Here is a 26,102-nt window from a genome sequence, read left to right as displayed (position 1 = left end):
CCCCATGATCCTGCGCCGGCTGCTGCCCTCCCTCGCCCTGTTCCTCTCCGGCTGTGCGGAGACGCTGACGGGCTATCCTTCGCTCGCCAAGCGGGCGGTGGAGAATGCGCCGGTTGCGGAGCCCGTGGCTGCTCCCGCTCCGGTCGAGGCCGATCCGGCGTTGCAGGCGCAGGTCGATCGGCTTGCTGCGCAGGCGCAGACGGGAAGCGCGGCTTTCGATAGGGCCTGGCCTGCGGCGGACCGCGCGACAAGGTCGGCTGCGGGCGCGGCGGTATCGAGCGAGGCGTGGGTTGCGGCGCAACTTGCGATCAGTGCATTGGAGGCGGCGCGGAACGATAGCGTGTCGGCGCTGGCCAGCCTCGACACGCTCTATGTCGAGCGAAGCAATGCGGTGGCCGAGGGCAAGGCTCGGGGCGGCGTGGAGCAGATCGACGTGGCGCGCAAGGCGGCGCTGGAGATCGTGGATTCGCAGAATGACCGGATCGACGCAGTGAAGGCGCGCCTGGCGCAGCCTTGATATCAGCCCCGCCCGGCAGGAGTTAGCCGTCGGCCTTCAGCGCGCCCTTGTGGGCTTTTGCATTGTGGACATAGCGGTCAACGCCCTCCCGCATGCGGATGAGCGCTTCGTCGGTGAGATCGCGGACATATTTGGCGGGGCGGCCGGTCCAGAGCTGGCGGTGAGGCACCGTGCGATTGGGGGATAGCAGCGCCCCGGCGGCCAGCATGGCGTCACTCTCGATAACGCAGCCGTTCATCACCACGGCGCCAAGGCCTACAAAGGCGCGGTCCTTGAGGTCGCAACCGTGGATCATCGCCATATGGCCGATCAGAACATCCTCGCCGATGATGGTGGGCCAGCCTTCCGGCTCTGATGGATCGGGGCCGTCGCAATGGATGACGCTGCCATCCTGAATATTCGTGCGCGCGCCGATTCGGATCGCGTTCACGTCTCCGCGCACGACGCAATTATACCAGATGCTGCTGTCCGGCCCGATCTCCACATCGCCGATGATCCGCGCGCCCGGCGCGATGAAGGCGCTGGGATGGATGACCGGGGTCTTGCCGCCAAAGCTCAGGATGGTGGCACCCGGATGATCGGCATGCGCGGCGTGCGGATGGTCGGGCATGGCGTCAGGCTCCCAGCAGGCGCGCGGCGTGGAGCGCATGATAGGTGAGGACGCCCGAGCAACCGGCACGCTTGAACGCAAGCAGCGTTTCCAGCACCAGCGCGTCGCGATTCCCAACTCCCGCTGCGACGGCGGCTTCGATCATCGCATATTCGCCCGACACCTGATAGGCGAATACGGGCACTTCGAACCGGTCCTTCACCCGGGCGATGATGTCGAGATAGGGGAGACCCGGCTTCACCATGACGCTGTCCGCGCCCTCGGCCAGGTCGAGCGCGACTTCACGCAGGGCTTCCTCGCTATTGGCGGGGTCCATCTGATAGCTTTTCTTGTCGCCCTTCAGCAGGCCGCTGGAGCCTACCGCGTCGCGGAACGGGCCGTAGAAGGCGCTCGCATATTTGGCGGCATAGGCCATGATCTGGACATTGGCGTGGCCCTCTTCCTCCAGCGCCTCGCGGATCGCGCCGACGCGTCCGTCCATCATGTCGCTGGGGGCGATGATGTCCGCGCCCGCCGCGGCCTGATTGAGGGACTGGCCGATCAGCACGTCGATGGTGGCGTCGTTGATGACATAGCCTTGCTCGTCGAGCAGGCCGTCCTGCCCATGGGCTGTATAGGGATCGAGCGCCACGTCGGTAAGGATGCCGATGTCCGGCACGGCGTCCTTGATCGCGCGGATGGCGCGGCACATGAGATTGTCGGGGTTGAGGGCCTCTTCCCCATCATCGCTGCGGCGGTCGGCCTGCGTATTGGGGAAGAGGGCAAGGCAGGGAATGCCTGCGTCGCGCGCTTCCCGGGCGCGGGCGACGATGCCGTCTACCGACCAGCGCGAGACGCCGGGAAGCGACGAGATCGGTTCCTCCTCCCCCTGCCCTTCGGTGACGAACAGCGGCCAGATGAGGTCGCTCGGGTGCAGGCGATTTTCGGCGTGGAGCGCGCGGGTCCAGGCGGCGGCGCGGGTGCGGCGCAGACGGAGCGCCGGATAGGAAGCATGGGTCATGGACGGGGTTTAGGCCGCGGAGCCGAGGGGATCAAGGTTCCGGCGGCCGGTGCAACATGCTAGTGCACGCTCCATGCGGGGCATCCACCATATCGCCATCATCTGTTCCGACTATCAGCGATCGCGGCGCTTTTACACGGAGATACTGGGCTTTCCTGTCGTGCGTGAAGTGTGGCGCGAAGAACGGCAATCGTGGAAATGCGACCTGGACGCCGGAAATGCGCAGATCGAGCTTTTCTCGTTTCCCGCCCCTCCCCGCCGTCCGACGCGTCCAGAGGCGTGCGGGCTGCGGCACCTGGCCTTTTGCGTGCAAGACCTGGACGATGAAGTCGCGCGGCTTGAAGCGGCAGGGATCGAGTGCGAGCCTGTCAGGGTCGATCCTTATACGGAACGGCGCTTTACCTTCTTCGCTGATCCCGATGCGCTGCCGTTGGAGTTATATGAGGACGCGCGCTGACCGGAAGCTGGCCTTTTTGGCAAGGCTCCATTGACCATCATCGCGATAATGCCACGCCGCAAGACCCGCTATCCGGAGGGGGCGGGGCCGAAACCCGGCCTTCAACTGATCGGCGAGGGCACGGGCGACAGGTGGTTCAACCTTGTTCTGGATCGTGATGTGCAGGCGAGGGCGCGCTTGGTCCTGTGGGGTGAGCAGCCCTCTAAAAGCATCGGCCAGTTCGTCGCGGATGGCGAGCAGGCCGTCACTGCGCAGGTCGAAGGCGACGCCACGGCCGAGCAGCCTGATCCCGGTTATCAGGCCAAGCGGCGGTGGACCGGCGCATGACGCTTTCAAGCGGTCGCTGAGTTCAGGGAGCAGAGACGGCGGCAGATGGTGGAAGAGCGAAATATGCGCCGGGACCTTGTTGCGTTCCGGCGGAAAATGGGCGCGGCGGAGGCCATCCGCCCAAGCGAAGTCCTCCGCCCCCATGAGCGCCGTCACGACGATCGGCGCGCCGCCTGCGGCATCAGGCAGCCGGATGTTCCTTCAGCCATTCCAGCACCGGCTCCGGGCTTGATTGGCCGTAGGGATCATCGTCCTCGCCAATATCATTTATGCCGGGCTCTTCGAACCAGGCGACCACCTGACCATCATCGACGACCATGGCATAGCGCCAGCTGCGATCGCCAAAGCCGAGATGATCCTTCTTCACGAGCATGCCCATGCGCCGCGTGAAGTCACCCGAACCATCTGGCAGCAGCTTCACATTCTTGACGCCAAGATGCTTGCCCCATTGGTACATGACGAAAGCGTCATTGACCGAGATGCAATAGACATCGTCCACTCCCAGTGCCTTAAACTCGTCGTAGAAGCGTTCGAAGGCGGGGCATTGTTCGGTGGAACAGGTGGGCGTGAAAGCGCCGGGCAGCGAGAACACGACCACCCGCTTCCCCTTGAACAGGTCGCCGGTCTGGATGTCCTGCCAACGGAAAGGATTGGGGCCGCCGACGCTTTCATCGCGCACACGCGTTTTCAGCGTCACATCAGGTACGGAACGTCCGAGCATCTCTTCGTCTCCCGGTCAGCATGCTTTCCCACGGTCGGGTGCATCTATAAGGTCGCCCTGCCGCGTGGCAAAGATTTGAGAGAGGGGAAACTCCTATGGGCGCGTCGCGATCCTTCAAAATCATCGCAATCGGCCTGCTGATCTGGAATCTGATCGGCGTGGCGGCTTTTGGCATGCAATATGGAGCCGATCTGGCGGTTCTGGCGAAAAGCGATCCTTATACGGCGCGCCTCTTTGCAGAAATGCCGGGATGGGCCTGGGCTGCTTACGCGGTCGCAGTGGGTGCAGGGACGGTCGGCGCGCTGCTGTTGTTGCTGAGGAAGGCGGCGGCGGTGGCGTTGTTCGCGCTGTCGCTGGCCGCCGTCGTGGTGCAGTTCGGCTACAGCTTTCTGGGAACGGATTTGTGGGCCGTCAAGGGCGCGGGGGCGGCGGTGTTTCCGGCGGTGATCGTCGCCATTGCAGTGGGGCAGCTGCTCTATGCCGCGCGGTTGCATGCCAAGGGCGTTTTGCGGTGAAGTGAGTGTACTAAGCCTGGCGGACGAGATCCCAGCTTCCGCTGGGATGACGAGAAATCAGGTTTAAATCGCCTTAGAGTTCTCCGCGCGCGCGGCGGATTTCGAACCATTTGCGGACATTCTCATTATGCTGCTGGAGCGTGTCGGCAAAGATATGGCCGCCCTTCCCGTCAGCGACGAAATAGAGCGCCTTCGTTTCGGCGGGATGCAGAACAGCGAGGATCGACAGTCTGCCGGGGTTGGCGATCGGGCCCTTGGGCAGGCCGGTCATGGCATAGGTGTTATAATCATTGACCGCGGCGATCTCCGACTTCTTGATGCGGCGGCCGAGCGGTTTGCCCTTGGTGATGGGGTAGATGATCGTCGGGTCGGCCTGAAGCATCATCCCGGCTTTCAGGCGGTTGCCATAGACCCCCGCGACCGTGGGCCGTTCAGCGGGCACGGCGGTTTCCTTTTCGACGATGCTGGCGAGGATGATGGCCTCCCTGGGCGACTTCGCCACGCTGTTGGGCGCGCGTTCGGCCCATAGCTTGGCGAGAGCGCGGGTCATGGCGTCCTGCATGCGCTTCAGCACAGCGGCGCGGCTTTCGCCTTTGTCGAATGCATAGCTGTCCGGCAGTACGCTGCCCTCGGCAGGGACTGGCACATCGCCAGTCAACTCTTCATTCGCCATCAGCCGTTCGTGGACCATGATGGAAGGCATGCCTTCGGGTATGGTCACCAGTCGGGTCAGCGTCTTTCCGCCCTGAAGGATCGAGAAAATGTCGGCGTTGCTCGCGCCTTTGGGAATCAGGAACTCGCCCGCCTTGATCGACTTTCCACGCCCGAACACCTTGGTGCGGGTGAGGAATGCGTCTGCGGAACGCACCGCGCCCGCCTGTTTCAGGAGGACGGCGGCATCGGCAACGGTGGCGCCATCGGGCACGACGACGCTTATGTCGCGTGGCGCAGGCCCCGCTTCGGTCCAGCCATAGACGAAGCGAAACGCCACGAAGGCGGCGACGGCCAGGCCGATCGCTAGGATAACCAGCCCGAACCGCCGCATGGCCCTGTCCTTAGATCGCCTTCATGATGAGCGAGGCGTTGGTGCCGCCGAAGCCGAAGCTGTTGTTGAGGACGGCACGCACCTTCCGCTCCTTCGCCACATGCGGGACGAGGTCGACGCCCGCGCAGCTTTCGCTTGGTTCGTCGAGGTTGAGCGTGGGCGGTACGATCTGGTCACGGATGGCGAGGATGCAGAAGATACTTTCCACAGCGCCCGCGCCGCCCAGCAAGTGGCCGATGGCCGACTTGGTGCTGCTCATCGACATGGTCGAGATATTGTCGCCGAACAAGCGCTTGACCGCGCCCAGTTCCAGTTCGTCGCCGAGCGGGGTCGAGGTGCCGTGCGCGTTCACATAGTCTATGTCGGCGAGGCTGAGGCCCGACTTCTTGAGCGCCATTTCCATCGAGCGGTAGCCGCCATTGCCCTCCGGATGGGGGGCGGTGACGTGGTAAGCGTCGCCCGAGAGGCCGTAGCCGATGACCTCTGCATAGATATGCGCGCCGCGCTTCTTGGCATGCTCATATTCTTCGAGCACGACGACGCCTGCGCCTTCGCCCATGACGAAGCCGTCACGGTTGATGTCATAGGGGCGGCTCGCCTTTTCCGGCGTGTCGTTGAAGGCGGTCGAAAGAGCGCGCGCCTGGGCGAAACCGGCGATGCCGATCGGGCAGATCGCGCTTTCCGCGCCGCCCGCCAGCATGACATCAGCATCGTCCATCGCGATCATGCGCGCGGCGTCTCCGATCGAGTGCGCGCCGGTCGAGCAGGCGGTGACGACGGCGTGGTTCGGACCCATGAGGCCGTATTTGATCGAAACCTGACCCGAAATCAGGTTGATGAGGCGTCCATGGACGAAGTGGGGCGACACGCGGCCGGGGCCTTTGTTCGCCAGCACCAGCGATTCGCTCTCAATGCCCGGCAGGCCGCCGATGCCCGAACCGATGGAGCAACCGGCGCGCAGACGCTCTTCCTCGCTCATATTGTCGAGGCCCGCGTCGCGCAGCGCCTGGCTGGCGGCGGAAATGCCGTAGACGATGAAAGGATCGACCTGACGCTGAATCTTGTGATCGACGTCCAGGTTGGGATCATAGCCATATTCATGGTCCGCGGGCTTCACTTCGCAGGCGATGCGGCACTTATATTCGCTGGCGTCGAAGCGCGCGATCGTCGCCGCGCCGGACTTCGACGCGAGGATGTTCTTCCAGGTGGTTTCGACATCCCCGCCAAGCGGGCTCACCATGCCGAGGCCGGTTACGACTACGCGACGCATATATCTGCTCCGAAAATCTTCATAGGTTTGGGCCGCTCCTTAGCTGCTTCGAGAGCGCTTGTGAACGGTAGGCCAGATACGAAAAGGCTCCCCAAGACCGGATTCGCCGGACAGGAGGAGCCATTTCCTTCAAAAACGTCAGGCAGCCAACCCCCTGGTCAGCCGCGCGACATTCTTACTGCTTGCTGTCGATATAATCGATCGCGTCCTTGACGGTGCCGATCTTCTCAGCCGCGTCGTCGGGAATTTCCACGCCGAATTCTTCTTCGAACGCCATCACCAGCTCAACGATGTCGAGGCTGTCTGCGCCCAGATCATCGATGAAGCTTGCATCCTCGGTCACCTTTTCGGCTTCGACGCCCAGATGTTCGACGACGATTTTCTTAACGCGATCCGCGGTCTCACTCATGAGTGGTCCTTTTTACTGGGTATCGTTGAGGTTGTGAATATTTGTTAAGGCATGCCCTAGAGGCAAGCCCCGGCAGAGGCAAGAGGCAAGAAAAGATCGAAACGCATGATTTACGCCCTTCCCTGCGCCTGAATGGCACAGGCCGTCCAATTGCAATGAACGAGCGTCCGCTTCCGAGCCCCTCCGGGTTCAGATCATCGCCATGCCGCCATTAACATGCAGCGTCTGGCCAGTGACGTAACCCGCTTCACGGCTGGCGAGATAGACGACGGCGGCGCCGATATCTTCGCCATTGCCGAGGTCGCCTGCGGGGATCTTCTGCAGGATGGCGCCCTTCTGCGCGTCATTGAGCGCGTCGGTCATGGCGGACCGGATGAAGCCGGGCGCCACGCAGTTGACGGTGATGCCCCGGCTCGCCAGTTCTTGGCCAAGCGACTTGGACATGCCGATAATGCCTGCCTTAGACGCGGCATAATTGGCTTGGCCGGGATTACCGGTGACGCCGACGACCGACGTGATCGAGATGATGCGGCCGAAGCGTGCCTTCATCATCGGCTTGGCGGCGGCGCGGGCAAGGCGGAATGCAGCTTCCAGATTGACCGAGATGACATCGGACCATTCGTCATCCTTCATCCGCATGATGAGGTTGTCGCGGGTGATGCCCGCATTGTTGACGAGAATGTCGATTTTGCCGCCCAGCGCTTCCACCGCCTGCGCTACGAGGCCGTCCACTGCCGCGGGATCGGACAGGTTGCAGACCAGTGTCTTATGATCCCCGCCCAGCTCCGCCGCGAAAGCCTTGAGCTTTTCCTCATTGCTGCCGGAAAGCGCGAGCGTCGCGCCCTGAGTCGCCAGCGACCGGGCGATCGCGGACCCGATACCACCCGAAGCGCCCGTCACCAGCGCGGTCATGCCTGTCAGATCGAACATAGCTTTTATCCTTATCTTCAGAATGTCGCGAGCGCGGCTTCGATGTCGTCCATGGTGACGACGCTGCGCACGGTGGCGTCGGGGGCGATCCGCTTGGCCATCGGGCCGAGCACCTTGCCGCCCAGTTCGACGAAATCGGTGACGCCTGCTTCCCACATGGCGGCGACGGATTCGCGCCAGCGGACGCGGCCGGTCACCTGTTCGACCAGGCGGCGCTTGATCTCTTCGGGGTCTGCGATGGGAGCAGCGAGGACATTGGCGTAGACCGGAAGCAGCGGCGTATTGATCGCTGCCTTGGCCAGCGCCTCTTCCATCGCTTCGGCGGCGGGCTGCATCAGTGGGCAGTGGAACGGGGCGGAGACGGGCAGCAGCACGCCGCGCTTGATGCCATGGTCCTTCACCAGGGCGACTGCGCGCTCGATCGCGCCGCGATGTCCGGAAATCACCACCTGGGTCGGATCATTATCGTTCGCGACAGTGCAGACTTCACCTTCCGCGGCTGCATTGGCCAGTGCCTGCGCCTTTTCGATGTCGGCGCCAAGCAAGGCCGCCATCGCACCCTCCCCCACGGGAACCGCAGCCTGCATTGCCTGGCCGCGTAGCTTGAGGAGGCGCGCGGTCGTGCCGATGTCGAACGCTTCGACGGCACACAGTGCGCTATATTCGCCAAGGCTGTGGCCAGCCACGAAATAGCCCTTTTCCGCCAGCGAGAAGCCGCCTTCCTTCTGCATCACGCGCAGCGTTGCCAAGGCGTTCGCCATGATTGCGGGCTGCGCGTTTTCCGTGAGGGTGAGGTCGCTTTCCGGACCTTCCACCATGATGCGGAACAAATGCTGCGACAGGGCGTCATCGACCTCCTGAAACAGTTCCTTCGCCGCCGGGCTCGCTTCGGCCAACGCCTTGCCCATGCCAACCGACTGGCTACCCTGCCCCGGAAACAGAAATGCCCTCATCATTCACCTTCTGACGCAAGGACGCCCACAAAAGCGCCGTTTTTCAACATCGTTACACTTTGAGACACAAATGCCGTTGAGACATCCGGTCCCTTTCGGCAGTTTCCCCGACCGGACCGCCTCAACCCCCAAGGTGGCGTCCCTTTAACGACGACGGAGTGCAAGGAAAAGGTGCGATATCGCATTGGCTGGATCAGCGGGACGGCGTTGACGCTCTCGGCTTGCGCGGCGGGGCCTGACTATCGGGCGCCGCAACCGGCTGCATTGGGGGTGCCGGGCAGCTATTATGCGGCATCGACGAGTGGCGCATTGAGCGAGGCGGAGCTTGCGCGTTGGTGGACGCGGTTCAATGATCCGGCGCTTACAGGACTGATCGACCAGGCGGTGGCCAGCAACCTCGACATCGTGCAGGCCCAGGCGCGACTGCGGCAGGCGCGGGAGTCGCTGGTGCAGGCGCGGGCGGCGTTCCTGCCACAGGTCAACGCGTCGGGTTCGGGCGGGCGCAACTATTCCAATCGGGGCGGCGGTACGCGCGTCATCGACGGCAATGTCGTGTCAACCGGATCGGACCGCTGGAGCAGCAGCTATTCGCTGGGCGCCAATGCAAGCTGGCAGATCGACCTGTTCGGCGAATTGTCCAGATCCGCCGAGGCAGCGCGCGCGGATCTCGCCGCATCCGGCTATGACCTCGCCAATGTGCGCATGACCATCATCGCCGAACTGGTCACCAACTATGTTCAGGCCCGGCAGGCGCAGGAGCAGCTGCGCATCGCCCGCGAAACGCAGGCGATCCAGCAGGATAATTACAACATCGCGAACTGGCGGCTTCAGGCGGGGCTGGTTTCATCGCTCGACGAGCAGCAGGCGCGTGCCCAGTTGGCCCAGACGAATGCAACGATCCCGCAGCTGGAGGCGAGCCTGCGCGGCAGCCTGAACCGCATTGCCGTGCTGACCGGGCAAGCGCCGGGCGAAGCCACCCGCTCGCTGGAGGTCCCTGTTCCTATACCGGCCGCTTCGACGGCGATCGCTGCCGGAATCCCCGCCGACACCCTGCGCCAGCGGCCCGACGTACGGGCGGCGGAGCGGGCTCTGGTTGCGGCAACGGCGCGGATTGGCGTTGCGCAGGCTCAGCTTTACCCCTCGCTCGGGATCAGCGGGAATATCGGCACCAACGCCACCAGCATCAAAAGCCTGTTCGACATTATTACAGGCGGCGTCTTCGCCAATGTCGCGCAGGTCATCTTCGATGGGGGACGGCTCGCGTCGCAGGTGCGGTCGCAAAGGGCGGCGACGGATGCCGCCTTCGCCGCATACAAGCAGAGCGTGCTGACCGCGCTGGAAGATGTGGAAAATGCGATGGCGTCCCTGAACAGCGCGCGACAGCGCAAAGCCGAGTTCGCCACCGCGTTCGATGCGTCCAACAATGCCGCCCTGCTGGCGCGCAGCCAGTATCAGTCGGGGCTCATAGATTTCCAGACGCTTTCCAACACCGAAACCACGCTGTTGAACGCGCGCAACAGCCTTGCCTCCGCGCAAGCCGACGAGGTCCTCGCCATCGCCCAGCTGTACAATGCGCTGGGTGGCGGCTGGCAGAATATGGACAACCGCCCCAATGAGTGAAGATGTGAGCACGGATAAGGACCTGGACGAATTTCTCGGCGCGCGCCCTGAACGCCCGTGGCGCAAATGGCTGGTGCGCGGCGCTGTCGGGCTGGCGCTGCTGATCCTGATCCTGCTGCTCGCGCGTTGTTTTTCTGGCGAGGACAAGCCGAACTTCGCCACGCGAGAGGTGCGGCGCGGCGACCTGACGGTGACGGTATCGGCAACCGGCAATCTGAAGCCGATCAATCAGGTGGATGTGGGCTCTGAACAATCGGGGAAGATCACGCGCGTCTATGTCGATGTGAACGATCGCGTGACGAAAGGGCAGCGGCTGGCGGAACTCGACACGCGGCGCTTGGTGGATTCGGTCACCCAGAACCGGGCGCAAGTAGCGGCCTCTCAGGCCAGCGTCACACAGGCGCAGGCGCAAGTTGCGCTGGCCAAGGCGACGCTCGACCGGCAACTGAACGTCTTCCGTCTGTCGGGCGGCCGCGTGCCTGCCAAGACGGAGCTGGACGCGGCCCGTGCCGATTATCAGTCCGCGATCGGCAATTTGCGAGCGCAGCAGGCGCAGGTCAGCGTGTCGCGGGCTCAGCTTGCGACGGCGCAGACCAACCTGTCGATTGCTCAGATCGTGTCGCCGGTGACCGGCGTCGTCCTGTCGCGCGATATCGAGCCCGGGCAGACGGTGGCGGCTTCCTTCAATGCCCCGGTGCTGTTCACCATCGCCGAAGACCTGACCAAGATGGAGGTGGAAGTCGCGGTGGACGAGGCCGATGTCGGCCAGGTGAAGGAAGGCCAGGCGGCGACTTTCGCCGTCGATGCCTTTCCGGGCCGCAGCTTCCCCGCTCGGGTGACGCGGGTCAATGTCGGCTCCAATGCTTCGAGCAGTTCCTCCTCATCCTCCTCTTCGGGTAGCAGCACGGCCGCCAGCGCCACTGGGACCGTGGTGGCGTACACGGCGGTGCTTGCCGTTGATAACAAGGGGGAGACGCTGCGCCCCGGCATGACCGCGACTGCCGACATCGTGACGCAGCAGCTGAGCAACGTCCTGCTGGTGCCAAACGCGGCGCTCCGGTTCAAGCCGAACACAGGCGCTGGTCAGGGCGGTGGCATCACCAGCCAGATCGTACCCGGCCCTCGCCGCTTCCGCCGTGGCGGCGCCAACCGGCAGGTCAGCTTCGGCATCGGCAGCAGCCAGACCGTCTATGTCGTGGGCGAAGACGGCAATCCCAAGCCTTTGCAGGTGACCGTCGGCGCCAGTGACGGCGCGCGCACGGCGATCACGGGCGGCGCGTTGAAGCCCGGCATGCGGGTCATCACGGGCCAACTGGCAGCCGGGCAGGAACAGCCTGCCGAGGAGAGCACAAATGGCGGGGGTCAGCGGCGCGACCGCTCCGGCGGCGGTGAGCCGCGCGGCACCGGGCGGCAGAATGGAACCTGACGCAGTGGCTGATCCGATCATTTCCCTGCGCGGCGTGACCAAGATCTATGGTTCGGGCGCTACCGCCTTTCAGGCGCTGAAGGGCATCGACCTCGACATCAAGGAAGGGGATTTCGTCGCGGTCATGGGGCCTTCGGGGTCGGGCAAGTCGACGACGATGAACATCCTTGGTTGCCTTGATGTACCGAGCGGCGGCGAGTTCCTGTTCAAGGGGCGCCATGTCGAAAGGCTGGATCGTGATCAGCGGGCCCTGCTTCGCCGCCGCTATCTTGGCTTCGTGTTTCAGGGCTTCAACCTCTTGTCCCGAACAAGCGCGCTGGAGAATGTGGAACTGCCGCTGCTCTATCGGGGCGAGGACAAGAAGAGCCGTTATGATGCGGGGATGGCGGCGCTCGACAAGGTGGGGCTCAAGCAATGGTGGGACCATACGCCTGCTGAATTGTCCGGCGGGCAGCAGCAGCGCGTCGCCATCGCGCGGGCGATCGTGACGCAGCCTGCCGTGCTGCTGGCCGACGAACCGACCGGCAATCTCGATTCGGAACGGTCGGTGGAGATCATGGAGTTGCTGACCGATCTCAACAAAAATAGCGGCATCACCGTGCTGATGGTGACGCATGAGCCCGACATGGCCGCCTATGCGCGGACGGTGGTGCACTTCAAGGATGGGCTGGTGGAACGGATCGACGCGGGGGCGGAGGCGTGAGAGGGGCCTCTTTCAAACCTTCGCCCCTCCGGGGAGAAGGATACGCAGCCTTGGCGACGAAGGCGCCTAGGCGGAGTTGGATGAGGGGGTGTTGCGTATCCCCTCCCCCTCTCCGAGTCCGCCTAGCTGCTGAAGCATCAAGGCTCCCTATCCTCTCCCCTGAAGGGGTGAGGAGACTGGGATGCTAGGCACCACTGTCATCCTCGCCTTCCGGGCGATCAACCGGCACAAGCTGCGCAGCTTCCTGACGACGCTGGGCATCATCATAGGCGTGGCGGCGGTGGTCACCATGGTGACGCTGGGCAATGGCGCGACGGCGGCGGTGCGGGAGCAGATCAGTTCGCTGGGCGCCAATGTGTTGCAGCTGCGGCCGGGGCAAGGCTTTGGCCGGGGCGGCGGCGGGCCGAGGCCCCCCGACTTCAAGCCAGCGGATGTGACGGCCATCGAGAACCAGCTGACGGGCGTGCGCGCCGTCGCGCCGCTGGTCCAGTCGAGCGGGACCGCCATCTATGAGGGCAGCAACTGGTCGACGACCGTCTATGGCACGACCGCTGCCTATTTTGAGGTGCAGAGCTGGAAGGCAGATGCCGGCCGCCTCTTCATGCCGGAGGAGGAAGAGGCCGGGAAAGCCGTCTGCATCATCGGCAATACGGTGCGCACGAACCTCTTCCAGGGAACCGATCCGACTGGCAAGCGGCTGCGCATCAAGGGTGTTTCCTGTCAGGTGATCGGCGCGCTCGCAACGCGCGGCCAAGGCGGCTTTGGTGATCAGGATGACGTCGTCGTCATGCCAATCAAGTTCGTCCAACGCCGCTTCACCGGGGATCGCGACATAAGCCAGATCATGGTCGCGGTGGACGATGCCTATGACACCTCGACCGTGCAGGCGAGCCTGGAAGAATTGATGCGCGAGCGGCGCAAGGTGAAGCCGGGGGCGGACGATAATTTCAACGTCTTCGATACGAAGCAGATCAGCGACACGCTGACCGGGACGACCACCATCCTGACGCAGATCGTGGCGGCGGTCGCGGCCATTTCTCTGCTGGTGGGCGGGATCGGCATCATGAACATCATGCTTGTGTCGGTGACGGAGCGTACCCGCGAGATCGGCATCCGCCTTGCCATCGGGGCGGTCGCGCGTGAGGTGCTGATGCAATTCCTGGTCGAGGCGATCGTTTTGTCCTGTCTGGGCGGGCTGATCGGGCTGGGCCTGGCGTTGATCGCGTCGGTAGCGATAGCGCCGTTGATGCAGGTGCCCTTCATCTTCGACGTGAAGGTGAACATGATCGCCTTCCTCTTTTCCGCGGCGATCGGGGTGGTGTTCGGCTATTTCCCGGCGCGGCGCGCGGCGGCGCTCAATCCCATCGACGCGCTGCGGCACGAATAGAGGCTGTTACAATTTCGGACAGTTGACCCGTCTCACCGGCACAAGCTTGCGACAAGTCCGCCTTAAATCTGTCTTCAACGCCGAAGCAAAGGCGCGACAGATAAAGGAGCAAGTGAGATGATCAAGAAACTGCTGATGAGCCTGGCCGCAACGACGATGGTCGCAAGCCCGATGGTCGCAGCGCAGGCGCAGGCCGCCCCGCATCGCGAAGTCACCCGCGTCGTGCATCAGGGCCCGCATGGCCGCACTGTGGTCAAGCAGAAGACGGTCGTGCGCAAGAACGACTATCACCGTTGGGGCAAGGGTCAGCGCTTCGACCGCCGCTATGCCCGCGATTATCGCGTGATCAACAATTATCGCGACTATCGCCTGAACGCCCCGCCGCGCGGCTATCACTGGGTGCGCTCGGGAAATGACGCGGTGCTGGTCGCGATAACAAGCGGGATCATCGGCGCGGTGATCGGCAGCGTGATACGCTGATATCCCACTTCTTGCAGAACAGAATTGCCCCGGCGGAGCGTCGCTCTTCCGGGGCTTTCCATGATCCATGTCAAATACGATATATAAAGTGTTGGACGTTAAAATGGCTGGTTGGGGGTCAGTCATCCAGGAAGCACCATGTCCTTGTACCAGATCATGTATATCAGCAGCGCGACGGGCGACGTTTCGTACAGCCAGTGCGCAACGATCGCGCAGACAGCAGCGCAGAAGAACAGCAGCGAGGACGTCACTGGCCTGCTGCTCTACAATGGCAAGCGTTTCCTCCAGGTCCTCGAAGGACCCAGGGAAAATGTCGAGCGGGTCTATGAGCGGATAGGCCGGGACGGCAGGCACCGCGCACTGGTCATGCTGCGCAAGCAGGAAATCGACGCCCGCGAGTTCGGCAATTGGGGCATGGCCTATGATGATCCGGCACGGCCATCATCGAACCTGAAGAGCAAGGTGGCAGCCCTGCTCGAACAGGCGGGACCTTCCACGCGGGCGCACTTCATCGGCACGGCCGAGATGCACCGCAACTGAAGAAGTCTCCCTTGCCAAGCTGGCGCATTTCCGCCATAGGCGCCGCTTCGCGTGGGCCGGGGTGACTCGGCGGCCGCGCGGATGAATGCTTGAGACGACAGCCGGAGGGGCGTTCCACATGGGGTGGGCGTCAGCGATCGGCCAACAGATGAGGCAATACCCATGGCTCTTTACGAGCATGTGTTCCTTGCGCGCCAGGACCTGGCACAGGCGCAGGTGGACGCGCTGGCGGAAACCGCCACCAAGATCGTCGAGGATAATGCTGGCAAGGTGACCAAGGTGGAAACCTGGGGCCTGCGCAGCCTCGCCTACAAGATCGCCAAGAACCGCAAGGCTCACTATGTGATGCTGAACATCGACGCCCCTGCTGGTGTCGTCGCGGAACTGGAGCGCCAGACGCAGATCAACGAAGACATCATCCGCTACATGACCGTCAAGGTTGACGAGCTGGAAACCGGCCCGTCGGTGATGATGCGCAAGCAGGAACGCGCCGAGCGTGGTCCGCGCGGTGATCGTGGCGACCGTGGCCCGCGCCGCGAGCGCGAAGAAGCCCCGGCTGGCGAATAAGGAGATCTGAACAATGGCACGCCCGTTTTTCCGCCGCCGCAAGAGCTGCCCCTTCGCCGCCAAGGATGCGCCGAAGATCGATTACAAGGACGTCCGTCTGCTGCAGGGCTTCGTGTCCGAACGCGGCAAGATCGTCCCCAGCCGCATCACGGCTGTATCCGCAAAGAAGCAGCGTGAGCTGGCCCAAGCCATCAAACGCGCCCGTCACCTGGGCCTGCTGCCCTACATCGTGAAGTAAGGGAGAAAGACCCATGGAAATCATTCTCCTTGAGCGCATCGAAAAGCTGGGCGCCATCGGTGACGTCGTCACCGTGAAGGACGGTTACGCCCGTAACTTCCTGCTGCCCAACAAGAAGGCGCTGCGTTCGAACGCCGCCAACAAGAAGGTCTTCGAGGCCAACCGCGCGAAGATCGAGGCCGACAACGCCGCCCGCCGTGGCGACGCTGAAAAGTCTGCCGAAGGCGTCAACGGCAAGCAGATCGTCCTGATCCGCCAGTCGTCCAACGCTGGCCACCTCTATGGTTCGGTCGCCGTCCGTGACGTCGTCGAAGCGCTGCAGGCCGAAGGCATCACCAACGTCACCAAGGCGATGGTCGTGCTGGAACGCCCGATCAAGACGCTCGGCCTGTTCGACGTCAAGGTCGCGCTGCACCCCGAAGTCGCTGTCACCATCCAGGTGAACGTCGCCCGTTCGCCTGAAGAGGCCGAACTGCAGGCGCAGGGCGTGGACGTGATGGCCGACCTGTTCGAAAAGGACGAGAGCGGCTTCACCGAAGATTATGATCCGAACGCTGAACCCGGCGAAATCGCCGCTGAAGCAGAAGAAGCTCCGGCTGAAGAAGCCTGAGTTTTCGCTCCGGACAAAACAAGAAAGCCGCCCCTCACCGGGCGGCTTTTTTGTTGGCGTAGTTATGATTGCTGGCACCTTGGTTTGCCTGAACTACTTGCCCTCATCTACATCCCTAATGGTCGTTCGGGCCGAGCCTCAATTGAGAGGTTCGCGATGGGTATCGACACCACCTCCCATTCCGTTCGCCCTGAACCTGTCGAAGCCTGTCTTGAGCGCCTGTCCGCAAGCAGCAGTTGAACGAGGCTCTTTTCAGAAAGACATGGGCTTCGACAAGCTCAGCCCGAACGGGTTGAGGATCTAAGATCGAGGCGCGCCGCTCTGAAGAGAGATAAGGGTCGGCAAATGGTCTCCTGCCTTCACAAAGGCAGAACTCATGTCATCACGCCAGAGAAGCTCATCACATAGGTGGAGATTAAAACTGCACCCACACGCGGTGCTTCAATAATCGATGCGGATTTGCACCTGCGAGACATCGACGCCTGCATGTTTGGCGATTTCACGCTTGGCCGAGTCGATCACGTCATGAAGCTGCTGCCCCGGACGGGCCGTGCCTGTTATTGCGGGATCATGTGACGCAACCGGGGGCTCACCAACGAGCAACTGCTGCTCTGTCAGGCCGAAAGCCTGTGCAAGCGCAACCAGGCTTCTGCGCCGGGGCATGGTCTTGCCCACTTCCCAGGCCCATAGCGATGGTTTGCTGAAACCGGTGAGCTGAGACAGTGCCTCTCGGCTAAGGCCGCGTTCACGGCGCAGCCGGCGGAGGCGCGCCGGGAGCATCTCCGGTCCCTTGGCATTGGCCACATGATCGACCGGCCTGCCATCGCCGCGCATCGTGCTGCGAAGGCGGGTCGCACTGACGGCGGCTTGCGGCAGCGGCTCGTCAAAGCGGCATCCAAAGAGCGGCTCATCTTGCCACACCACATGAGCGGAAACGGAGCCAGCTTCAGGCAGGGACAGCAGCAGCGCCTGCCCCAGTTTCAGCTGCGAGCTGGTTTCTATCAGCATCCCCGCCGTGGAGATATCGTGGACCACAACGTCAGTGGCACCTTCGCCAACCGACCCGGGCGCCTCAAGACGGATGGGCCAGCGGACATCGGCGCGCTTGTCGCCACGTTCCTGAGTTTGCTCCAAAATTGGTTCGATAGCCATGGCACCATACTCGCATTGAGGGGTTTCCAGCGCGTTAATAGCATCAGGTGAGATCAGCCAATCCGGCTCATTCCCACCCTGAACCCCATTTTGTTCAGCCATCATCCAAAACCTGCGCCAAAATGATAGCCCCCTTTCCTCCTTACCCTATCCTGCTCTATGGCGAAGGCCATATTTCCGAAGGGGAGCTACAATTTGATCCTTGACCTTGCCGCCGCGGCTGCGGGCGCAATTCGCTTCGATCAGCTGGGGCTCAGCCCGGTCGCGCTCGACCTCGGCTTCTTCACGCTCAAATGGTACAGCCTCGCCTATCTCGCGGGCATTTTGATCGGCTACTGGTATCTGCTGAAGCTGATCGCCCAGCCCGGTTCACCGATGGCGCGGCGGCATGCCGACGACATGATCTTCTACGCGACGCTCGGCATCATCATCGGCGGGCGGCTGGCCTATGTCTTCTTCTACCAGCCGGAAATCCTGCGCAATCCGCTCGACATCTTCAAGCTGTGGAACGGCGGCATGTCCTTCCATGGAGGAGCGATCGGCGTGTCGCTCGGCATCCTCTACATGGCGCGCAAGGAAAAGCTTTCCTGGCTACGCATCCATGACTTCGTCGCCTGCTGCGTACCCTTTGGCCTGTTCTTCGGCCGCCTCGCCAATTTCGTGAATGGGGAATTGTGGGGCAAGGAAACGGACGTGCCCTGGGGGATCATCTTCCCGACCGGCGGCCCCTTCCCACGCCATCCGAGCCAGCTTTACGAAGCCTTTTTCGAAGGCATCATCTTGTTCCTGATCCTGGCCTTCGCCTTCTGGAAGACGCGGGCGCGCTACAAGCCCGGCATGCTCGTGGGCCTATTCCTGTTCTTCTACGGCATCTTCCGTTTCGGTATCGAATATTATCGCGAGGCGGACGCGCAGCTGATGGAATTTGCCGCGCGAACCGGCCTGCACATGGGGCAGTGGCTGTGCATTCCGATGATCCTGGGCGGGCTTTACCTGATCATGACCGCCAGGGGCCGCAGGGTGCGGGTGGAGCCGATCGCGGGCAGCGCGAGTGTCAGCTGAACCACTGACCCTCGCCCAGCGCCTCGCGCGGCAGATCGATGCCGGCGGCCCGATTTCGGTCGCCCATTATATGGCCGAAGCGAACCAGCATTATTATGGCACGCGCGATCCGCTGGGCGCGGCAGGCGATTTCACGACAGCACCCGAGATCAGCCAGATGTTCGGCGAATTGATCGGCCTTTGCCTCGCTGACGTGTGGATGCGATCGGGTAGCCGGCAAAATGCCGTTTATGCAGAGTTGGGGCCGGGGCGCGGCACGCTGGCTTCAGACGCGTTGCGGGCGATGGGGAGCACAGGCTTTGCGCCCCAATCCTATTTCGTGGAAACCAGCCCGACGCTGCAGGAGCGGCAGCGCGCGCTCATCCCCAATGTCTTCCACCGCGACAGTGTCGGCGGGCTGCCGGACAATGCGCCGTTGCTGGTGGTCGCCAACGAGTTTTTCGACGCCCTGCCCGTTCGCCAGATCGTCCGTTCTGGCGATGAATGGCGTGAGCGTGTGGTGATCTGCCCCGACGAAGATCAGCCGGACCGGTTCGAAGCCTTGCCCGGATACCGGCGGGTCGAATCGGGCATACCGGCCATCGCCGACGATGCGCCTGACGGAGCGATCCTTGAAATACCACTGGCGGGCACGGCCATCGCGCTCGACCTGGCGCAGCGCATTGCTCGACAGGGCGGCGCTGCGATCATCATCGACTATGGCTATGAGGGTCCCGCGATCGGCGACACGTTGCAGGCCGTGCGCGAGCACCGATTTGCCGACCCCTTTCTGGAACCGGGGGAAAGCGACCTGACCACCCATGTCGATTTCACGATGATCGGCAATATGGCGCGGCAGGCTGGGCTGCGGGTGATGGGCCCGATAGGCCAGGGCGAATTTCTCCGGCAACTGGGCATCGATGCGCGGGCGGATCAGCTGGTCCGCACCACTCCCGCGCGCGCTGCGGAAGTGGAGGCGGCACGGCTGCGGCTGACTGATGGCAATGCCATGGGGACGCTGTTCAAGGCGATGGCCTGGGTGCATCCGGACTGGGCGGAACCGGCGGGATTTGAGAGATAAGCTCAACCTCTCTCGAACAACCCTGATTGAGAAGACAGCGGCTTCTTCAATCTTCCTGATAATAGCGGCTCAACCGGCGGATGAAACCGATGAGGCCAGTCTGGCGGCTGCGCTTCATGCGTTCGGCATGCAGGATCGTCTGGACTCGCTGGAAACAATCCTCGGCATCGACATTGCAGAGCACATAATCATAGCCGTCCCAATGCGCGATTTCATTGGCGGCACGGGACATTCGGCCCTGAATCACTTCCTCGCTGTCGGTCGCCCTGCCACGCAGGCGGCGCTCCAGCTCCTCCATCGAGGGTGGCAGGATGAACACGCGCACGACATCGCCCCCTGCGATCTGGTGCAGCTGCTGCGCGCCTTGCCAGTCGATGTCGAACAGGACATCGCGTCCGCTCTTCAGCATCGCTTCCACAGGCGCGCGCGGCGTGCCGTAGCGTTGGCCGAAGACATGCGCCCATTCGAGGAATTCATGGTCCGCCGTCATCCGGCGAAACTCCTCCAGATCGACGAAATGATAATCCTTGCCCTCTACCTCACCCGGACGCATCGGCCGCGTGGTCGCGGACACCGACATGGCAAGGTCGGGCTCTGCGGCCAGAAGCTTGCGCGCGATGGTGGATTTGCCCGCGCCCGATGGCGAGGAGAGAACGAAGAGCACGCCACGCCGCTTGAAATCGGGCGTCTCAATGGGGATGCTGTCGGCCATGGCCGCTAGTGACGCCGTGGAACGCGTTTGGCAAGAGGGGTGACAAGGGCGACGATAGTTGAGACGCAAGGCATTACGCAATCGCCGGGGCTTCGTGGCCGCCGGGATCATCGTGCTGCTGACCTGTGCGCTGCTGTTCCTGATGGCGCGGCCGCCGATCTGCACGTGCGGCCATGTCGATCTGTGGCATGGAGCGCTGGACAGCGGCAACAGCCAGCATATCGCCGACTGGTACAGCCTCAGCCATGTGATCCACGGCTTCATCTTCTATGCGGGCGCCTTGGCGCTGATGCGGCGGCAACCGCTTGGGCCACGCTTCGCACTTGCCGTGCTGGTCGAGTCTATCTGGGAAATATTAGAGAATTCGCCGATCATCATAGACCGCTATCGGGCCGCGACCATTGCCTTGGGCTATAGCGGCGACAGCATCCTCAACTCCATGAGCGACATCGGCATGATGGCGCTTGGCTTCCTGATCGCTGCCCGTGCTCCAGTGGCGGTGACGGTTTGCCTCGGCTTGGCGCTCGAACTCATCGCGCTCCTAGCGATACGAGACAATCTAACGCTGAACGTGCTGATGCTTGCCTGGCCGATCGAGGCGGTAAAAAGCTGGCAGTCGGCCGTTTAAACCTTCTTGGCGCGCGCTTCGCGGGCTTCAGTGATGGGGACAGGTTCGTTGCTGAGGTCGGGGAGCGCCTTCACCGCGCGCTTGCGGTCGACCTCGCGCTTGGTTTCATAGGCCTTGCCCGCGAGATAAGCGCCAGTGACGAACAGCGCGCCCAGCGGATAGCGCATGATCAACCGCTTTGCGCCTAGGCCAGCGACGAGGCCGACAGCACCTTTCTTGCCCGTCGCCGCAGCGACACGAGCGGCCACCACGGCCGCGCCCAGACGCGCCGTCTTTCGCAACAGCCCCGCCTTGCGCGGCGGGCGGATGGTGACGAGCGGCTGATTGGAAGTGATCTTCTTCATGAAGCCTTAATGTATCGCAAGAGCGGCGGTTCCGCCAGTTCACACCATATTTTCAGGCCGAACGAGCCGGTCGAAGCTTTCTTCATCGACAAGGCCAAGAGCGAGGCCCGCTTGCCTCAGCGTCAGCCCGTGGGCATGCGCATGTTTCGCGATCTTGGCGGCATTGTCATAGCCGATCTCGGGCGCAAGGGCGGTGACCAGCATCAATGACCTGTCGACCAGTTCGGCAATGCGTTTTTCATTCGCTTCCAGCCCCTCGACACAGCGCTCGGCGAAGCTTTGCATGCCGACGCTGAGCAGATGGATCGAGCGCAGCACGGCCGCACCGATCATCGGTTTAAAGACGTTCAGCTCCAGATGACCCTGAAGACCGCCGACGCTCACCGCCTGGTGATTGCCGATCACCTGGCCCCCGACCATGGTCAGCATCTCGCACTGGGTTGGGTTGACCTTGCCCGGCATGATGGAACTGCCCGGTTCGTTGGCGGGAAGGTCCAACTCGCCAAGTCCCGAACGCGGCCCGCTGCCCAGCAGGCGGATATCGTTGGCGATCTTGGTCAGTGCCACCGCCAGTGTGGCGAGGGTCGAAGAAAGATGGACGAGCGGATCGTTGGAGGCGAGCGCTTCGAATTTATTATCGGCGGTCCGGAACGGCAGGCCGGTAATGGCCGCGATCTCCCTTGCCATGGCGATGCCGAAGCCCTCCGGCGCGTTGAGCCCCGTCCCCACCGCCGTTCCACCCTGAGCCAGCGCCATCATGCCGTGCATCACGGCTGGCTCTATCCGATGACGGCAGCGGTAGAGCTGGTGCGCATAGCCGGAAAATTCCTGACCCAACGTCAGCGGCGTTGCGTCCTGTAGATGCGTGCGGCCGATCTTCACGATATCGCCCCAGGCCTGCGCCTTGTCATCCAGCGCCTTGTGCAGGCGATCGAGCGCCGGGAAGAGCTGCTCCGTCGCGGCACGCGCGGCGGCGATGTGGAGGGCGGTCGGGAAGCTGTCGTTGGACGACTGGCCCATATTCACATGATCATTGGGATGGACGGGCGACTTGCCTCCCCGCTTGCCCGTCAACGCTTCGTTGGCGATGCCCGCGATCACCTCATTGACGTTCATGTTGGACTGGGTGCCGCTGCCCGTCTGCCAGATGACGAGGGGGAACTGGTCGTCATGAGCGCCAGCGATCACTTGACCGGCGGCAGCATCAATCGCTTCGGCGAGTTCCGGCGCCAGTCCCTCCGTGCGATTGACCCGAGCCGCAGCCTGTTTGACGATAGCGAGCGCGTGAACGATACCGATCGGCATGCGCTCCATCGCACCGAAGGGGAAATTTTCGATACTGCGTTGGGTCTGCGCGCCCCAATAGGCGCTGGCGGGCACCTCTATGGCGCCGATGCTGTCGGTTTCGGTGCGGCTTTCCATGCGAAGGCTCCCAGGACATGAGGTCCGGGAACCAATCTGGTAATAGCGGCGGCTATCCGCCAGCCATTATTTCTTCTTGCCGAAATCCACGGTGACGACGTTGGAGCCGTCTTCGGTCGTTACCTGTGGCGCGTCATTCTCCGCTTCCTCATGCGGTTCGGGCGGAACGTCCGACTGCACCTGGAACTGGAGCGCGAAATTCACGGCCGGATCGACAAAGGCGGTGATCGCAGCGAAGGGAATCGAAAGATGCGCTGCAACCTGGTTGAAGGTCAGGCTGACGCCAAAGCCATCGTCCCTCACCTTCAGGTCCCAGAATTTATTCTGGAGGACGATGGTCATCTCGTCAGGGAAACGCTCGACAAGCTGCTTGGGGATCTCGACACCCGGTGCCTGCGTCTTGAAGGTGATGTAGAAATGATGCGTGCCCGGCAGGCCGCCTGAATGCTCCACTTCACCCAGCACCCGGCCGACCACCGCGCGCAGGGCCTCCTGCACGATTTCGTCGTAGGGAATCAGGCTGTCAGGCAAGTCATCGCTCATCCCCCACTGTCCTAACGGCGCGGCGCGGCTGGTCAAGAGCAGGCCACACATGCAACGCCACATTGCAAGGTGCCCCCACTTCGGTATAGGGCGCAGCCATGCGCACGGGCGAAATTCACCGCAACACTGCGGAAACGCAGATCGACGTTACCGTCAACCTCGACGGCACGGGGGTCTATACCGTCTCCACCGGAATCGGCTTCCTCGATCACATGATCGAGCAGCTGTCGCGGCACTCGCTGATCGACATGGAAGTGAAGACGGTCGGCGACCTGCATGTCGACCAGCATCACACGACCGAAGACACCGCGATCGCCATTGGCGAGGCTGTGGCAAAGGCGCTGGGCGACAAGCGCGGCATCACCCGCTACGGCAGCGTCTATTCGCCGATGGACGAGACGCTCACCCGCGTGTCGCTCGACATTTCCGGCCGCCCCTGGTTGGTGTTCAAGGCGCCCTTCACCGTGCAGCGGCTGGGCGAATGGGATACCGAGATGATCGAGCACTGGTTCCACAGCTTCGCACAGGCTGCCGGGATTACGCTGCATGTCGAAAATCTCTATGGCAGCAACAATCACCATATCGTCGAAAGCTGCTTCAAGGGGCTTGCCCGCGCGCTGCGCCAGGCAGTGGAGATCGACCCGCGCAAGGCGGATGCGATCCCGTCGACCAAGGGGATGTTGTGACCACCCTCGCCCTCATCGATTACGGTGCAGGCAACCTTCATTCCGTCCATAATGCCCTGCGCAAGGCGGGAGCGGAGGATGCGGTCATCACCGCTGATCCTGCACTGGTGGCGAAGGCCGATCGCATCGTCCTGCCGGGCGTCGGAGCTTTTCGCGCGTGCATGGATGCGCTTTCCGCCATCCCCGGCATGATCGACGCGATGAACGAAGCTGTGGGCGAGCGCGGCACGCCCTTCCTGGGCGTGTGCGTCGGCATGCAGTTGCTCGCGGACGCGGGCGAGGAGTTCGGCCGGCATGAAGGTCTGGGTTGGGTGCCCGGCACGGTAAGGCGGATCGAGCCGACTGATCCCACGATCAAAGTGCCGCACATGGGCTGGAACAAGGTGACGCTGAATGGAGCGCCGCCGCTACTGGAAACGGGCGAGGCCTATTTCCTGCACAGCTATCATTTCGAAGCCGATGATCCTGCTCATGTCGCTGCGGTCACCGATCATGGCGGCCCGCTGGTGGCAGCGGTTGCCCGCGACACGATCATCGGTTGCCAGTTCCATCCGGAAAAGAGCCAGACCTATGGCATCTCCTTCCTGTCCCGTTTCCTGAAGTGGCGGCCGTGACCCCCCTTCGCCCGTTCGGATATTGATAATGAGCCTGATCGTTTTTCCTGCAATCGACCTTAAAGGTGGACAGGTCGTTCGCCTGGCCGAAGGAGACATGAACCGAGCCACCGTCTATGGCGACGATCCCGCCGCGCAGGCGCTGATCTTCGCTGAAGCGGGCGCGGAGCATCTGCATGTCGTGGATCTGGACGGCAGCTTTGCGGGCCGTGCGGTCAATGCCGAGGCGGTGGAGCGCATTGTCGAGGCCTTCCCCGGCCATGTCCAACTTGGCGGCGGCATTCGCAATCGTGAGGCGGTGGAGCGCTGGTTCGACCTTGGCGTGTCGCGCATCGTCATCGGTACGGCTGCATTGAAGGATCCGGCTTTCGTGAAGGCGGCGGCGCGCGACTTTCCCGGCGGGATCGTCGTTGCCGTCGATGCGCGGGACGGGTTCGTCGCGACTGACGGCTGGGCCGAAAAGTCCGACATGCCGGTCGCGGACCTCGCCCGCCGGTTCGAGGATGCGGGCGTCGCAAGCCTGCTCTTCACGGATGTCGGCCGCGATGGCTTGCTCAAGGGTTGCAATATCGACGCAACCGTCGAGTTGGCGCGCGGAACGGACATTCCCGTGATCGCCAGCGGCGGCGTGGCAGGGATCGCGGACATTCGCGTGCTCAGCCTGCATGCCGATGAAGGCATTGAGGGTGTTATCACGGGACGCGCGCTATATGACGGACGGCTGGATTTGAAGGCGGCGCTGGCGATTGCAAAGGCGGCGGCGTGACCGTCTGCACCCGCGTCATCCCTTGCCTGGACGTCGCAAATGGCCGCGTGGTCAAGGGCGTGAACTTCGTCGATCTGCGCGACGCGGGCGATCCCGTCGAACAGGCCCGGGTCTATGACGCGGCTGGCGCGGACGAGCTGTGCTTCCTTGACATCACCGCGACCCATGAGGCGCGCGGCACCATATTGGACGTGGTGCGCCGCACGGCCGAGGTCTGCTTCATGCCCGTCACCGTCGGCGGCGGCGTACGCAGCCCGGAAGATGCGCGGGCGCTGTTGCTCGCAGGCGCGGACAAGGTGGCCGTCAATAGTGCCGCAGTGGCGCGCCCTGAGGTGGTGGCCGATATAGCCGATCGCTTCGGCAGCCAGTGCATCGTCGGGTCGGTCGATGCCCGGCGCGTCGGGGACAAGCGCTGGGAAATCTTCACCCATGGCGGCCGCAAGCCCACCGGCATCGATGCGGTCGAACATGCTGTAAGGCTGGCCGAACTCGGTGCTGGCGAGTTGCTCGTCACGTCGATGGATGGCGACGGCACGAAGCAAGGCTATGACCTCGCCCTAACCCGCACCATTGCCGACGCGGTATCCGTGCCCGTCATCGCGAGCGGCGGCGTGGGCACCTTGCAGCATCTGGTCGAAGGCGTGCTCGAAGGTCATGCGAGCGCCGTGCTGGCCGCGTCCATCTTCCACTTTGGCCAGCATACTGTCGCCGAGGCGCACCAGGCGTTGGCCGCTGCCGGCGTGCCGGTGCGTTCGCGGTGAGCAACTTTTCATTGACGGGCCGTGCGG

At 63.1% G+C, this 26,102-nt stretch carries 33 protein-coding genes; 19 read left to right on the top strand and 14 right to left on the bottom strand.

The window, feature by feature from the left end; genetic code table 11:
* Positions 1 to 4: 4 nt before the first annotated feature.
* Complete coding sequence (locus MU848_RS06525) at positions 5 to 517, top strand: hypothetical protein (RefSeq protein WP_201514459.1); 513 nt, start codon at positions 5 to 7, stop codon at positions 515 to 517.
* A 22-nt stretch (positions 518 to 539) separates the two neighbouring features.
* Here the strand turns inward: MU848_RS06525 and MU848_RS06520 are convergent, their stop codons facing one another.
* Positions 540 to 1,127, bottom strand: coding sequence for a gamma carbonic anhydrase family protein (locus tag MU848_RS06520; protein ID WP_247230910.1), 588 nt, complete (start codon positions 1,125 to 1,127; stop codon positions 540 to 542).
* Positions 1,128 to 1,131: 4 nt separating this feature from the next.
* Positions 1,132 to 2,127 carry a porphobilinogen synthase gene (hemB, locus tag MU848_RS06515; RefSeq protein ID WP_201514463.1) on the bottom strand — a complete coding sequence of 332 codons (996 nt, stop codon included), beginning with the start codon at positions 2,125 to 2,127 and terminating at the stop codon, positions 1,132 to 1,134.
* A 73-nt stretch (positions 2,128 to 2,200) separates the two neighbouring features.
* On the opposite strand from hemB, the gene gloA2 reads away from it, so the two are divergent.
* Positions 2,201 to 2,584: an SMU1112c/YaeR family gloxylase I-like metalloprotein gene (gene gloA2 / locus MU848_RS06510; protein WP_247230909.1), complete on the top strand. Its 384-nt coding sequence runs from the start codon at positions 2,201 to 2,203 to the stop codon at positions 2,582 to 2,584.
* Here gloA2 and MU848_RS06505 read toward each other — a convergent pair.
* Both MU848_RS06505 and MU848_RS06500 read right to left on the bottom strand, forming a co-directional pair.
* On the bottom strand, positions 2,564 to 3,055 hold the full coding sequence (locus tag MU848_RS06505; protein WP_247231700.1) for a 2'-5' RNA ligase family protein: 492 nt from the start codon (positions 3,053 to 3,055) through the stop codon (positions 2,564 to 2,566). The genes gloA2 and MU848_RS06505 overlap by 21 nt on opposite strands.
* Before the next feature lie 37 nt (positions 3,056 to 3,092).
* Positions 3,093 to 3,632: a peroxiredoxin gene (locus MU848_RS06500; RefSeq protein ID WP_247230908.1), complete on the bottom strand. Its 540-nt coding sequence runs from the start codon at positions 3,630 to 3,632 to the stop codon at positions 3,093 to 3,095.
* Between the two features lie 95 nt (positions 3,633 to 3,727).
* Between MU848_RS06500 and MU848_RS06495 the strand changes: the two genes are divergently transcribed.
* Positions 3,728 to 4,147, top strand: coding sequence for a sugar transporter (locus MU848_RS06495; protein WP_247230907.1), 420 nt, complete (start codon positions 3,728 to 3,730; stop codon positions 4,145 to 4,147).
* Between the two features lie 73 nt (positions 4,148 to 4,220).
* Here MU848_RS06495 and mltG read toward each other — a convergent pair whose 3' ends face one another.
* The 5 genes from mltG to fabD form a co-directional block, all read right to left on the bottom strand.
* The gene (gene mltG / locus MU848_RS06490) at positions 4,221 to 5,192 is read right to left on the bottom strand and encodes an endolytic transglycosylase MltG (protein WP_097091864.1); all 972 of its coding nucleotides are present in this window, start codon (positions 5,190 to 5,192) and stop codon (positions 4,221 to 4,223) included.
* Positions 5,193 to 5,202: 10 nt separating this feature from the next.
* Positions 5,203 to 6,462 (bottom strand): beta-ketoacyl-ACP synthase II, encoded by a 1,260-nt coding sequence (gene fabF / locus MU848_RS06485; protein WP_247230906.1) that lies wholly within the window; start codon positions 6,460 to 6,462, stop codon positions 5,203 to 5,205.
* Between the two features lie 175 nt (positions 6,463 to 6,637).
* Positions 6,638 to 6,871, bottom strand: coding sequence for an acyl carrier protein (locus MU848_RS06480; protein ID WP_006950224.1), 234 nt, complete (start codon positions 6,869 to 6,871; stop codon positions 6,638 to 6,640).
* A gap of 189 nt (positions 6,872 to 7,060) precedes the next feature.
* Complete coding sequence (gene fabG / locus MU848_RS06475; RefSeq protein ID WP_247230905.1) at positions 7,061 to 7,801, bottom strand: 3-oxoacyl-[acyl-carrier-protein] reductase; 741 nt, start codon at positions 7,799 to 7,801, stop codon at positions 7,061 to 7,063.
* Positions 7,802 to 7,818: 17 nt separating this feature from the next.
* Positions 7,819 to 8,754, bottom strand: coding sequence for an ACP S-malonyltransferase (gene fabD, locus MU848_RS06470; protein WP_247230904.1), 936 nt, complete (start codon positions 8,752 to 8,754; stop codon positions 7,819 to 7,821).
* Positions 8,755 to 8,925: 171 nt separating this feature from the next.
* Between fabD and MU848_RS06465 the strand changes: the two genes are divergently transcribed.
* From MU848_RS06465 to rplI, 9 genes are all read left to right on the top strand, one after another.
* Positions 8,926 to 10,374: an efflux transporter outer membrane subunit gene (locus MU848_RS06465; RefSeq protein WP_247230903.1), complete on the top strand. Its 1,449-nt coding sequence runs from the start codon at positions 8,926 to 8,928 to the stop codon at positions 10,372 to 10,374.
* The gene (locus MU848_RS06460) at positions 10,367 to 11,800 is read left to right on the top strand and encodes an efflux RND transporter periplasmic adaptor subunit (protein WP_247230902.1); all 1,434 of its coding nucleotides are present in this window, start codon (positions 10,367 to 10,369) and stop codon (positions 11,798 to 11,800) included. The genes MU848_RS06465 and MU848_RS06460 overlap by 8 nt, the downstream gene beginning before the upstream one ends.
* The gene (locus MU848_RS06455; protein WP_247231698.1) at positions 11,790 to 12,503 is read left to right on the top strand and encodes an ABC transporter ATP-binding protein; all 714 of its coding nucleotides are present in this window, start codon (positions 11,790 to 11,792) and stop codon (positions 12,501 to 12,503) included. The genes MU848_RS06460 and MU848_RS06455 overlap by 11 nt, the downstream gene beginning before the upstream one ends.
* Before the next feature lie 181 nt (positions 12,504 to 12,684).
* Complete coding sequence (locus tag MU848_RS06450; protein ID WP_247230901.1) at positions 12,685 to 13,890, top strand: ABC transporter permease; 1,206 nt, start codon at positions 12,685 to 12,687, stop codon at positions 13,888 to 13,890.
* Positions 13,891 to 14,007: 117 nt separating this feature from the next.
* The gene (locus tag MU848_RS06445; RefSeq protein ID WP_247230900.1) at positions 14,008 to 14,370 is read left to right on the top strand and encodes an RcnB family protein; all 363 of its coding nucleotides are present in this window, start codon (positions 14,008 to 14,010) and stop codon (positions 14,368 to 14,370) included.
* A gap of 138 nt (positions 14,371 to 14,508) precedes the next feature.
* Positions 14,509 to 14,910, top strand: coding sequence for a BLUF domain-containing protein (locus tag MU848_RS06440; protein WP_236574969.1), 402 nt, complete (start codon positions 14,509 to 14,511; stop codon positions 14,908 to 14,910).
* Positions 14,911 to 15,072: 162 nt separating this feature from the next.
* Positions 15,073 to 15,477 (top strand): 30S ribosomal protein S6, encoded by a 405-nt coding sequence (gene rpsF / locus MU848_RS06435; protein ID WP_097091872.1) that lies wholly within the window; start codon positions 15,073 to 15,075, stop codon positions 15,475 to 15,477.
* A 13-nt stretch (positions 15,478 to 15,490) separates the two neighbouring features.
* Entirely contained in the window at positions 15,491 to 15,715 is a 225-nt protein-coding gene (gene rpsR / locus MU848_RS06430) for a 30S ribosomal protein S18 (protein WP_004212076.1), read from the top strand.
* A 13-nt stretch (positions 15,716 to 15,728) separates the two neighbouring features.
* Positions 15,729 to 16,325: a 50S ribosomal protein L9 gene (gene rplI / locus MU848_RS06425; protein WP_201514480.1), complete on the top strand. Its 597-nt coding sequence runs from the start codon at positions 15,729 to 15,731 to the stop codon at positions 16,323 to 16,325.
* A 441-nt stretch (positions 16,326 to 16,766) separates the two neighbouring features.
* Here rplI and MU848_RS06420 read toward each other — a convergent pair whose 3' ends face one another.
* Complete coding sequence (locus MU848_RS06420; protein ID WP_247230899.1) at positions 16,767 to 17,477, bottom strand: PilZ domain-containing protein; 711 nt, start codon at positions 17,475 to 17,477, stop codon at positions 16,767 to 16,769.
* 159 nt (positions 17,478 to 17,636) lie between these two features.
* Between MU848_RS06420 and lgt the strand changes: the two genes are divergently transcribed.
* Positions 17,637 to 18,539, top strand: coding sequence for a prolipoprotein diacylglyceryl transferase (gene lgt, locus MU848_RS06415; RefSeq protein WP_247230898.1), 903 nt, complete (start codon positions 17,637 to 17,639; stop codon positions 18,537 to 18,539).
* On the top strand, positions 18,529 to 19,599 hold the full coding sequence (locus tag MU848_RS06410; RefSeq protein WP_247230897.1) for a class I SAM-dependent methyltransferase: 1,071 nt from the start codon (positions 18,529 to 18,531) through the stop codon (positions 19,597 to 19,599). The genes lgt and MU848_RS06410 overlap by 11 nt, the downstream gene beginning before the upstream one ends.
* A 46-nt stretch (positions 19,600 to 19,645) precedes the next feature.
* Here MU848_RS06410 and gmk read toward each other — a convergent pair whose 3' ends face one another.
* Positions 19,646 to 20,311, bottom strand: coding sequence for a guanylate kinase (gene gmk, locus MU848_RS06405; protein ID WP_097091875.1), 666 nt, complete (start codon positions 20,309 to 20,311; stop codon positions 19,646 to 19,648).
* A gap of 94 nt (positions 20,312 to 20,405) precedes the next feature.
* Here gmk and MU848_RS06400 point away from each other — a divergent pair, with 94 nt between their 5' ends.
* Positions 20,406 to 20,939, top strand: a complete 534-nt coding sequence (locus tag MU848_RS06400; RefSeq protein WP_315862421.1) for a DUF2585 family protein — start codon at positions 20,406 to 20,408, stop codon at positions 20,937 to 20,939.
* Here MU848_RS06400 and MU848_RS06395 read toward each other — a convergent pair.
* From MU848_RS06395 to MU848_RS06385, 3 genes are all read right to left on the bottom strand, one after another.
* Positions 20,936 to 21,283 (bottom strand): hypothetical protein, encoded by a 348-nt coding sequence (locus MU848_RS06395; RefSeq protein WP_097091877.1) that lies wholly within the window; start codon positions 21,281 to 21,283, stop codon positions 20,936 to 20,938. The genes MU848_RS06400 and MU848_RS06395 overlap by 4 nt on opposite strands.
* 39 nt (positions 21,284 to 21,322) lie before the next feature.
* Positions 21,323 to 22,705 (bottom strand): class II fumarate hydratase, encoded by a 1,383-nt coding sequence (fumC, locus tag MU848_RS06390; protein ID WP_247230896.1) that lies wholly within the window; start codon positions 22,703 to 22,705, stop codon positions 21,323 to 21,325.
* A gap of 66 nt (positions 22,706 to 22,771) precedes the next feature.
* Entirely contained in the window at positions 22,772 to 23,248 is a 477-nt protein-coding gene (locus MU848_RS06385) for an SspB family protein (protein ID WP_201514502.1), read from the bottom strand.
* Between the two features lie 98 nt (positions 23,249 to 23,346).
* Between MU848_RS06385 and hisB the strand changes: the two genes are divergently transcribed.
* The 4 genes from hisB to hisF are packed head-to-tail and all read left to right on the top strand — an operon-like array spanning position 23,347 to position 26,075.
* A complete protein-coding gene (hisB, locus tag MU848_RS06380; protein WP_097091880.1) occupies positions 23,347 to 23,934 on the top strand; it encodes an imidazoleglycerol-phosphate dehydratase HisB in 588 nt (195 codons plus the stop codon).
* On the top strand, positions 23,931 to 24,548 hold the full coding sequence (gene hisH, locus MU848_RS06375) for an imidazole glycerol phosphate synthase subunit HisH (RefSeq protein ID WP_247230895.1): 618 nt from the start codon (positions 23,931 to 23,933) through the stop codon (positions 24,546 to 24,548). The genes hisB and hisH overlap by 4 nt, the downstream gene beginning before the upstream one ends.
* Positions 24,549 to 24,576: 28 nt before the next feature.
* A complete protein-coding gene (gene hisA, locus MU848_RS06370; RefSeq protein ID WP_247230894.1) occupies positions 24,577 to 25,314 on the top strand; it encodes a 1-(5-phosphoribosyl)-5-[(5-phosphoribosylamino)methylideneamino]imidazole-4-carboxamide isomerase in 738 nt (245 codons plus the stop codon).
* On the top strand, positions 25,311 to 26,075 hold the full coding sequence (gene hisF, locus MU848_RS06365) for an imidazole glycerol phosphate synthase subunit HisF (RefSeq protein ID WP_247230893.1): 765 nt from the start codon (positions 25,311 to 25,313) through the stop codon (positions 26,073 to 26,075). Before hisA ends, hisF begins: the two co-directional genes overlap by 4 nt.
* The last annotated feature ends 27 nt before the right edge of the window (positions 26,076 to 26,102 follow it).

Origin of the sequence: Sphingobium agri (assembly GCF_023051225.1) — a bacterium.
In the GTDB taxonomy this organism is placed as follows: Bacteria; Pseudomonadota; Alphaproteobacteria; order Sphingomonadales; family Sphingomonadaceae; genus Sphingobium; species Sphingobium agri.
Note: the sequence above shows the minus strand (reverse complement) of the source record. Positions and strands in the feature narration are given on the sequence as shown.

Bases quoted from the DNA above. Each gene is read 5' to 3' on its own strand.
- lgt (WP_247230898.1), top strand. From the start codon at position 17,637: ATGGCGAAGGCCATATTTCCGAAGGGGAGCTACAATTTGATCCTTGAC.
- MU848_RS06395 (WP_097091877.1), bottom strand. From the start codon at position 21,283: ATGAAGAAGATCACTTCCAATCAGCCGCTCGTCACCATCCGCCCGCCG.
- fabG (WP_247230905.1), bottom strand. From the start codon at position 7,801: ATGTTCGATCTGACAGGCATGACCGCGCTGGTGACGGGCGCTTCGGGT.
- MU848_RS06420 (WP_247230899.1), bottom strand. From the start codon at position 17,477: ATGGCTATCGAACCAATTTTGGAGCAAACTCAGGAACGTGGCGACAAG.
- MU848_RS06460 (WP_247230902.1), top strand. From the start codon at position 10,367: ATGAGTGAAGATGTGAGCACGGATAAGGACCTGGACGAATTTCTCGGC.
- rpsR (WP_004212076.1), top strand. From the start codon at position 15,491: ATGGCACGCCCGTTTTTCCGCCGCCGCAAGAGCTGCCCCTTCGCCGCC.
- fumC (WP_247230896.1), bottom strand. From the start codon at position 22,705: ATGGAAAGCCGCACCGAAACCGACAGCATCGGCGCCATAGAGGTGCCC.
- gmk (WP_097091875.1), bottom strand. From the start codon at position 20,311: ATGGCCGACAGCATCCCCATTGAGACGCCCGATTTCAAGCGGCGTGGC.
- rplI (WP_201514480.1), top strand. From the start codon at position 15,729: ATGGAAATCATTCTCCTTGAGCGCATCGAAAAGCTGGGCGCCATCGGT.
- MU848_RS06495 (WP_247230907.1), top strand. From the start codon at position 3,728: ATGGGCGCGTCGCGATCCTTCAAAATCATCGCAATCGGCCTGCTGATC.
- MU848_RS06505 (WP_247231700.1), bottom strand. From the start codon at position 3,055: ATGGGGGCGGAGGACTTCGCTTGGGCGGATGGCCTCCGCCGCGCCCAT.
- hisA (WP_247230894.1), top strand. From the start codon at position 24,577: ATGAGCCTGATCGTTTTTCCTGCAATCGACCTTAAAGGTGGACAGGTC.
- MU848_RS06520 (WP_247230910.1), bottom strand. From the start codon at position 1,127: ATGCCCGACCATCCGCACGCCGCGCATGCCGATCATCCGGGTGCCACC.
- fabD (WP_247230904.1), bottom strand. From the start codon at position 8,754: ATGAGGGCATTTCTGTTTCCGGGGCAGGGTAGCCAGTCGGTTGGCATG.
- mltG (WP_097091864.1), bottom strand. From the start codon at position 5,192: ATGCGGCGGTTCGGGCTGGTTATCCTAGCGATCGGCCTGGCCGTCGCC.
- MU848_RS06445 (WP_247230900.1), top strand. From the start codon at position 14,008: ATGATCAAGAAACTGCTGATGAGCCTGGCCGCAACGACGATGGTCGCA.
- MU848_RS06450 (WP_247230901.1), top strand. From the start codon at position 12,685: ATGCTAGGCACCACTGTCATCCTCGCCTTCCGGGCGATCAACCGGCAC.
- gloA2 (WP_247230909.1), top strand. From the start codon at position 2,201: ATGCGGGGCATCCACCATATCGCCATCATCTGTTCCGACTATCAGCGA.
- MU848_RS06480 (WP_006950224.1), bottom strand. From the start codon at position 6,871: ATGAGTGAGACCGCGGATCGCGTTAAGAAAATCGTCGTCGAACATCTG.
- hisB (WP_097091880.1), top strand. From the start codon at position 23,347: ATGCGCACGGGCGAAATTCACCGCAACACTGCGGAAACGCAGATCGAC.
- fabF (WP_247230906.1), bottom strand. From the start codon at position 6,462: ATGCGTCGCGTAGTCGTAACCGGCCTCGGCATGGTGAGCCCGCTTGGC.
- rpsF (WP_097091872.1), top strand. From the start codon at position 15,073: ATGGCTCTTTACGAGCATGTGTTCCTTGCGCGCCAGGACCTGGCACAG.
- MU848_RS06455 (WP_247231698.1), top strand. From the start codon at position 11,790: ATGGAACCTGACGCAGTGGCTGATCCGATCATTTCCCTGCGCGGCGTG.
- hemB (WP_201514463.1), bottom strand. From the start codon at position 2,127: ATGACCCATGCTTCCTATCCGGCGCTCCGTCTGCGCCGCACCCGCGCC.
- MU848_RS06440 (WP_236574969.1), top strand. From the start codon at position 14,509: ATGTCCTTGTACCAGATCATGTATATCAGCAGCGCGACGGGCGACGTT.
- MU848_RS06525 (WP_201514459.1), top strand. From the start codon at position 5: ATGATCCTGCGCCGGCTGCTGCCCTCCCTCGCCCTGTTCCTCTCCGGC.
- MU848_RS06500 (WP_247230908.1), bottom strand. From the start codon at position 3,632: ATGCTCGGACGTTCCGTACCTGATGTGACGCTGAAAACGCGTGTGCGC.
- MU848_RS06385 (WP_201514502.1), bottom strand. From the start codon at position 23,248: ATGAGCGATGACTTGCCTGACAGCCTGATTCCCTACGACGAAATCGTG.